The sequence below is a fragment of the Streptomyces sp. NPDC001880 genome (assembly GCF_053594575.1).
Map to the genome: position 1 here is coordinate 1 of NZ_JBSFET010000169.1, position 6,372 is coordinate 6,372.

The 6,372-nt window shown below is 69.9% G+C and carries 7 protein-coding genes; all 7 read right to left on the reverse strand.

The genetic code is table 11. From position 1 onward, the window contains the following. The coding region (locus ACWCQ6_RS35100) for an acyl carrier protein (protein WP_451096251.1) at positions 1-206 on the reverse strand (206 nt) is incomplete at its 3' end. Beyond that, on the reverse strand, positions 203-1,624 hold the full coding sequence (locus ACWCQ6_RS35105; protein WP_451096253.1) for a condensation domain-containing protein: 1,422 nt from the start codon (positions 1,622-1,624) through the stop codon (positions 203-205). The genes ACWCQ6_RS35100 and ACWCQ6_RS35105, both read right to left, overlap by 4 nt. 38 nt (positions 1,625-1,662) lie before the next feature. Continuing rightward, on the reverse strand, positions 1,663-2,976 hold the full coding sequence (locus ACWCQ6_RS35110; protein ID WP_451096255.1) for an acyltransferase domain-containing protein: 1,314 nt from the start codon (positions 2,974-2,976) through the stop codon (positions 1,663-1,665). Further along, the gene (locus ACWCQ6_RS35115; RefSeq protein WP_451096257.1) at positions 2,973-4,178 is read right to left on the reverse strand and encodes a hypothetical protein; all 1,206 of its coding nucleotides are present in this window, start codon (positions 4,176-4,178) and stop codon (positions 2,973-2,975) included. Before ACWCQ6_RS35115 ends, ACWCQ6_RS35110 begins: the two co-directional genes overlap by 4 nt. Beyond that, complete coding sequence (locus tag ACWCQ6_RS35120; RefSeq protein WP_451096259.1) at positions 4,175-5,353, reverse strand: acyl-CoA dehydrogenase family protein; 1,179 nt, start codon at positions 5,351-5,353, stop codon at positions 4,175-4,177. The genes ACWCQ6_RS35115 and ACWCQ6_RS35120 overlap by 4 nt, the downstream gene beginning before the upstream one ends. After that, positions 5,338-5,607, reverse strand: coding sequence for a phosphopantetheine-binding protein (locus ACWCQ6_RS35125; protein ID WP_451096261.1), 270 nt, complete (start codon positions 5,605-5,607; stop codon positions 5,338-5,340). Before ACWCQ6_RS35125 ends, ACWCQ6_RS35120 begins: the two co-directional genes overlap by 16 nt. Next, positions 5,600-6,262, reverse strand: coding sequence for a 3-hydroxyacyl-CoA dehydrogenase family protein (locus ACWCQ6_RS35130; protein WP_451096263.1), 663 nt, complete (start codon positions 6,260-6,262; stop codon positions 5,600-5,602). Before ACWCQ6_RS35130 ends, ACWCQ6_RS35125 begins: the two co-directional genes overlap by 8 nt. Between the last annotated feature and the right edge of the window lie 110 nt (positions 6,263-6,372).

Sequence of the window (6,372 nt, forward strand, 5' to 3'; positions counted from 1 at the left end):
GCGCGCACGGTCGGGTGCTGGAAGAGGTCCGCGACGGGCAACGGGCGCCCGGCGACGTCCGCGAGCTGCTCGGAGAGAATCACCAGGAGCAGCGAGTTGCCGCCGGCCTCGAAGAAGCCCACGTCGACCGGTATGTCGTCGGGGTCGACCGCCAGGGTTCCGGCCCAGGCGTCACGCACCGCGCGCAGAGTGTCGTCCTCGGTCATCGTTTCTCCAGTGGCGTGATCAGGGTGGCGAGGCACTGGTGCGGATCGGCGGCCACGGCGGCCAGGAGGCCCTCGTAGCGGCGGGCCGCCCGCGCGACGGTCTCGGCGTCGAACAGCTCGTGGTCGTACTCCCAGATGAGCTCGATGTCCCTCTCCGCGCTGTCGTCCCTGCCGATCGCCTGCTCGGCACGGGGGATGGCGACGACGCTGAGGTCGAACTTGGCGCTGCCGTTGGTGACGCCGACGGTCACCGCGACTTCGAGTCCTGGCATCGTCACGGCGCCCAGGGGCGAGTCGTGGAAGGCGAAAGCGACCTCGGACAGAGGCTGTCGGCCCGGGATACGAGGCGGACGCAGCGCGGTGACCACCCGGTCGAAGGGGAGTTCCTGGTGCTGGACCGCGCCGAGTGTGGTCGTGCGAACGCGTGTGAGCAGTTCCTGGAAGGTGGAGGCGTCGCGGAGGTCGGCCCGGAGCGCAACGGTGTTCACGAGCATGCCGAGGAGGTTCTCGGTCTCGGGGCGGCCGCGGCCCGCGATGCCGGTCCCGAGACAGAAGTCGTTCTTGCCGGACCAGCCGTGCAGCAGGACCTGGAACGAGGCGAGCATCACCGTGAACAGGGAGACACGTTCGCGCCTGGCGAGGTCACGGACCCGGTCGGCGACACGGGCCGGGACGGTGACGCGCAGGGTGTTGCCGGTGAAACGGCGACGCGCGGTGCGCGGCCGGTCGGTGGGAAGGTCGAAGTAGGGTGGCACGCCGTCGAGTTGGCGTGTCCAGTACGCCAGTTGTCGCTCGGCGTCCGTCGACCGGAGCCACTCGCGCTGCCAGACCGCGTAGTCGGCGAACTGGAGTGCGGGGTCGGACAGCGGTGACGGCAGACCCTGCGCGTAGGCCCGGTACAGGGAGCACAGTTCCTCGACGAAGACGTTGAAGCCCCAGCCGTCGTGGATCAGGTGGTGTTCGAGGTGGAGCAGGACGTGCCGGTCGGGCGCCGTGCGCAGCAGCCGCCAGTTGACCAGCGGGAGCCGGTCGAAGGGGATGGCGACGCGGACGGCCTCGCGCACCGCCGCACGGGCGGCCTCCTCGGGGTCGGCGGCGTCGCTCAGGTCCTCGACGGGCAGCTCGACGGGGAACGGCGGGTGGACGATCTGCTGCGGTCCTTCGCGGCCGTCGGCGAAGGTCGTGCGGTAGACCTCGTGGCGCCTGACCACCTCGGTGAGTGCTTTCGCCAGGGCGGCGGCATCGAGCGTTCCGGTGAGGTCGAGGGTCGCCTGGAACTGATAGGCGCGCATGCCCTGGTTGAGGTGCAGCAGGAACCACAGTCGCTCCTGCGAGCACGACAGCGGAACGGGCTCCGGGTGGGGGCCGGTGCGGAACGCGGGCGCTGTTCCTTCGGTGCGTTTGGTCCGACCGCTCACTGGCACGTTCCCCTCTGCTTCGGGCGGCGCGATGTCGTTCACTCCCATCGCACGGCACTCCAGTCGATCTCGACTCCGGCTGCCCACAGCCGGCCCGCCGCGCCGAGCAGCAGTTCGCGTTCGGTGCGGCTCTCGAACTGGCCCGGCATCGTCTGCACCACCCGGGCGGCGGCGTCCGCGGGGCGCCCCGGATGGGCGAGCGCGAGGCGGGAGAGCGCCTGGCCCGGGCCCAGCTCGACCAGCATCGGGTCGGGCAGCCGCCATACCTCGGCCAGCTGGTCGGCGAACCGGATGGTGCCGCTCAACTGCCGGGCCCAGTGGCCGGGGTCCGTGGCCTCGTCGGCGCGCAGCCAGGTGCCGGTGGTGTTGGAGAGTACGGGCAGGCGGGGGGCCGCGATCGGCATCGTCGCGAGGAGGGCTTCGAGGGGTTCGGTCAGTGGCCGGGTCATCGTGGAATGGAAGGCGTGGGTGGCCGCGAGGCGGCGGCAGGCCACACCGTGCGCGGCAAGGGTCTGCGCGCTCTCCTCCACGGCCTCGACTGGACCGGAGAGCACCGTCTGCTCGGGGCTGTTGAGCGCGGCGAGCGACACGTTGGGCGCGAGGTGTGGGGTGACCTCGTCGGCCCCGGCCGTGACGGCGAGCATCGCGCCCTCTGGCAGCGCCTCCACGAGCCGAGCGCGGTTTGCGACCAGGCACAGCGCGTCCTGAAGGGAGAAGACCCCGGCGACGCAGGCGGCGACGTACTCGCCGACGCTGTACCCGGCCAGCGCGGTCGGCTCGGCGCCGAGGTCCGACAGGGCCTTCGACAGTGCGTACTGCATCGCGAACAGCAGCGGCTGGGCGACGACCGTGCGGTGGATCTCCTGGGGCTTCTCGCGCCGCTCGAAGAGGGCCGCGAGGCCGGGGCGTGCGCAGTCGGCCGCCGTGTCGGTCTCCGGTGGGAAGAGCACGGTGCGCAGGTCGAGGTCGTGGTCGGTGGCGAGCAGGCGCAGACAGCGGTCGAGTTCGCGGCGGAAGGCAGGTACATACCGGTACAGGCCGGCGCTCAGGCCCGGGTACTGGTCGCCGACCCCGGAAAACAGGAAGACGCGGGAGGCGCAGACTCCAGGGCCCGCGGTGAAGACCCGGCGGGGGTCGCGGCGGCGCAGCCACCGTGCCGCGTCGGCCGCCGAAGTGGCGACGAGCACGCGGCGTACGGTTCCTGGGGGCGCCGTGGCCTCGGGAAGGTCCGGTGCCGGGGCGGCGGCGCCGTCGTCCAGGGTGTGGAGCTGGTCGGCGAGTGCGTCGCTGGCTCGCTCAAGGGCGTCCGGTGTCGAAGCGCTGAGAGTCAGCAGGCGGGGCGGTCCGCTCATCGGGCCACCGCCTCGCGCACGTGGGCGGGCCATTGTGCGGGGTCGGCACCGTGCCGGCAGAGGAAGGCGTAGGTGAGGCGTTCGAGACCGAAACCGGCGCAGCCGGTGAACACGGGCCGCTCGCCCGCGTCACGGATGCCGAATGACTTCCCGAAGAACTGCTCGTGGTAGTTGAAGGAAGCGACGGCCACGTCCCGCTCGTCGTCCAGGGGCAGCCGGAGTTCGTACTTCATCTCCAGAAGCCGCTGGGACCAGGCGCGGACGGCCGCGGACTCGTTGAGGAAGAACGGGTCGCCGGCGACCTCGCACCGGCCGCCGAGTCCGAGTGACTCCGTCAGGGCGTAGGCGCGTTCCATCAGCCTGGCGCGGGAGGTGAGGACGAAGTCGGGGGTGCCGAGGAAGACGATCTCACGGATGGTGAAGTCCCAGAGCCGTTCCAGGGAGCGGTGGTAGCGGGACTCGTACCGGAACGCCTTGCCGCGGGACGTCACCACCGTGTCCGGGGCGGGCGGTGGACCGTCGGCGTACTGGTGGAAGGTGTGGAAGCACATGGTGGGCGGCAGGGCGTGGTCGATGTCGCCGGTGTGATCGCGCAGGGCCTCGGCGAGTTCGCCGCCGTCGTCCCCATCACTGTCGCCGCCGGTCAGCGTGGACAGGAAGGCGCGGTAGGTGTCGACGTCACCGTGCAATCGCGAGACCAGCATGAGGAGTTGCGGAAAGGACTCGAAGTAGCCGGTGCGGCGAAGTGCGGGGGCCGGCATCAGGGTCGGGTAGCGGAACTCGTGGGCGTCGAACTCGTCCAGGACCAGGGTGCGTATCCCGGCGTCGAGGTGATCCATCAGGGACAGGACGGGTTCGCCGAGTGCGATCTGCCCCTCGCCCAGTTCGGCGGCGACGCCTCGCGCCAGGAGTTCGGGGAAGACGTCCCGGACCGCGCCGCTCCCGGCCGAGCGCCACACCACCTTGGGCTGCACGTGACGCTGGCTCAGGACATCGTTGACGACGACCAGGTGCAGCTTGCGAGTGAGTGCCTCGAAGTCGGTCGCCGCCGCATCCTGGGTGGTGACGTCGACCGCGGTGATCGTTTCCCCGGAGCGGATCAGGGCGAAGTCGGTGATGCGGTCGGAGATGAAGTAGACCCGCTTGGCCAGTTCGTCGGCGAGTGCTGCGGGGACGGGGGCGTCGAGCGATATCAGGGTCATCGCGGCTCCCCGGTCGACAATGCGCCGCGTACTCCGAGGAGTTCGCCGAGAATGCCGCGCTGCACGGCGTTGGTCCCGGCGTAGATGGGTCCGGCGAGCGCGTCGCGCAGTTCCCGCTCTATGCCCTCGTCGGTGAGGTAGCCGCGGGCGCCGCGCACCTCGACGGCCGCCATCGCGGTCCGCACCAGGCTCTCGCTGACAAAGATCTTGGCCATGGTGGCCTCCAGGAGCGCGAACCGGCCCTCGCGCTTCAGCCAGCCGACTCGGTAGAGGAGCATCCGCGCCAGTTCGAGACGGATCTTCATGTCGGCTATCTCGTGGGAGACGGCCTGGAAGTTTCCGATCGAACGCCCGAACTGTTCACGGGAGTTGGCGTGCCGCACGGAAGCGTCGAGGAGCCGTTCCATGGCGCCGACCTGCGGAGCGAACATGAAGGAACGCTCCCACTCGATGGACGAGGTGAAGACGCCGTAGCCGCCGCCCTCCCGGCCGAGGACGTTTGCGGCGGGCACCGGCGTACCGTCGAAATCGATCACGCCCATCGGGGTGGACCGCAGGCCCATCTTCGGCAGTTCGGCCTTCTTGACGACGCCGGGCAGGTCGGCGGTGACGACGAACGCGGTGAGCTGGTTCTGCTTCCTGCCCTCGTCGCCGGTGCGGGCGAGGACGACGAAGACGTCGGCCACCGGTCCGTTGCTGATGAAGCACTTGGTGCCGTCGAGCCGGTACACGTCGCCGTCGCGACGCGCCGCGGTGGTGATGCCGAGCAGGTCGGAGCCGGCTTCGGGTTCGGAGAGTGCCTGGGCTCCGATGAGGGTACCGGCGCACAAGTACGGCAGGTAGGCGCGCTTCACCTGGTCGCTGCCGTGCAGCAGCAGATGAATGGTGCAGGCCCACAGGTGATTGCTGACAGCGAAGACGAGGCCGTTGTCCCGGCATCCGTAGCCGAGCGCCTCCAGGGCGACCATCGTGGTCAGCGGGTCGAGGCCGCCGCCGCCGTACTGCTCGGGCACTGGCCAGCCGAGCACGCCGAACGACGCGCACCGCTCCCAGTCGGCGCACGGGAAATGGGCATCGCGGTCGTCGTCCAGGGCATTCATGCCGAGCTCCCGCTCGGCGAAGGCGATGACGTCCTTGCGCAACCGTCGCTGCTCCGGACTCAGTTCGAAGTCCACGCCCCACCTCCGACGGAAGTGCGCTTGCCGTCCACGAAGGCCGCGACGGCGTCGACCGACGAGAAGTTCGCAAAGTCGAGGTCCTCGCCGGCCACTACCAGATCGAAGACCTGCTCGACCCACATGACGAGCTGGACGGCGAAGAGCGATGTTGCGTATCCGCTCGCGAAGAGGTCCACGTCGTCGTCCACGGACTCCTCACCGACGTGTGCGCCGATGAACGCACGGATCAGATGCTTGTCGTCCTCAGTCACGCCGTCGCTCTCCCGACTCGTCGGACTCGTGGGTCTGGTGGGTGTCGTAGCGGTGGAAGCCCTGGCCCGTCTTCCTGCCGAGGAGCCCCGCGTCGACCAGCTTGCGCAGCAGCGGGCACGGTCGGTACTTGGGGTCGTCGAAGCTGTCGCACAGGACGTCGAGCGAGAGCAGCACCGTGTCGAGCCCGATGAGGTCGGCGGTCTCCAGCGGCCCCATGGCGTGCCCGAAGCACTCCCTGAACAGGCGGTCGATCTCGGCTGCCCCGGAGACGCCTTCGTGAAGCAGAAAGCTCGCCTCGTTGAGCGTGAGCATCAGGACCCGGTTGGTCACGAAGCCCGGTGAGTCCCCGACCACGATGTGCCGTTTGCCCGCGCGGTCCAGGAGGTCCTGGGTGCGCGCCAGGGTCTCGTCGGACGTGTGGTGACCGCGGATCAGCTCGACGGTGGGTTTGGTGGGCGCCGGGTTCATGAAGTGCGTACCGATCACCCGGTCGGGCCGCCCGGTGGCGGAGGCGACCCGCGTGATGGGGATCGCGGAGGTGTTGACGCCGAAGGGGACGTCGGGGGCGCACAGGGAGTCGAGTTCGCCGTAGAGAGGGCGCTTGAGGTCCCAGTCCTCGGTGGTGTTCTCGAAGAGGAAGTCGACCCCCCGCACCTCCTTGAGGTCCGTACTCGGGCTGCCGGAGGTAGTGGTCCAGGTAGGTGGTGAGCAAGGCCGCGTCCTCGGTGGTGCCGAGCAGGGCGAGTGCGATGCAGTAGCCCTGG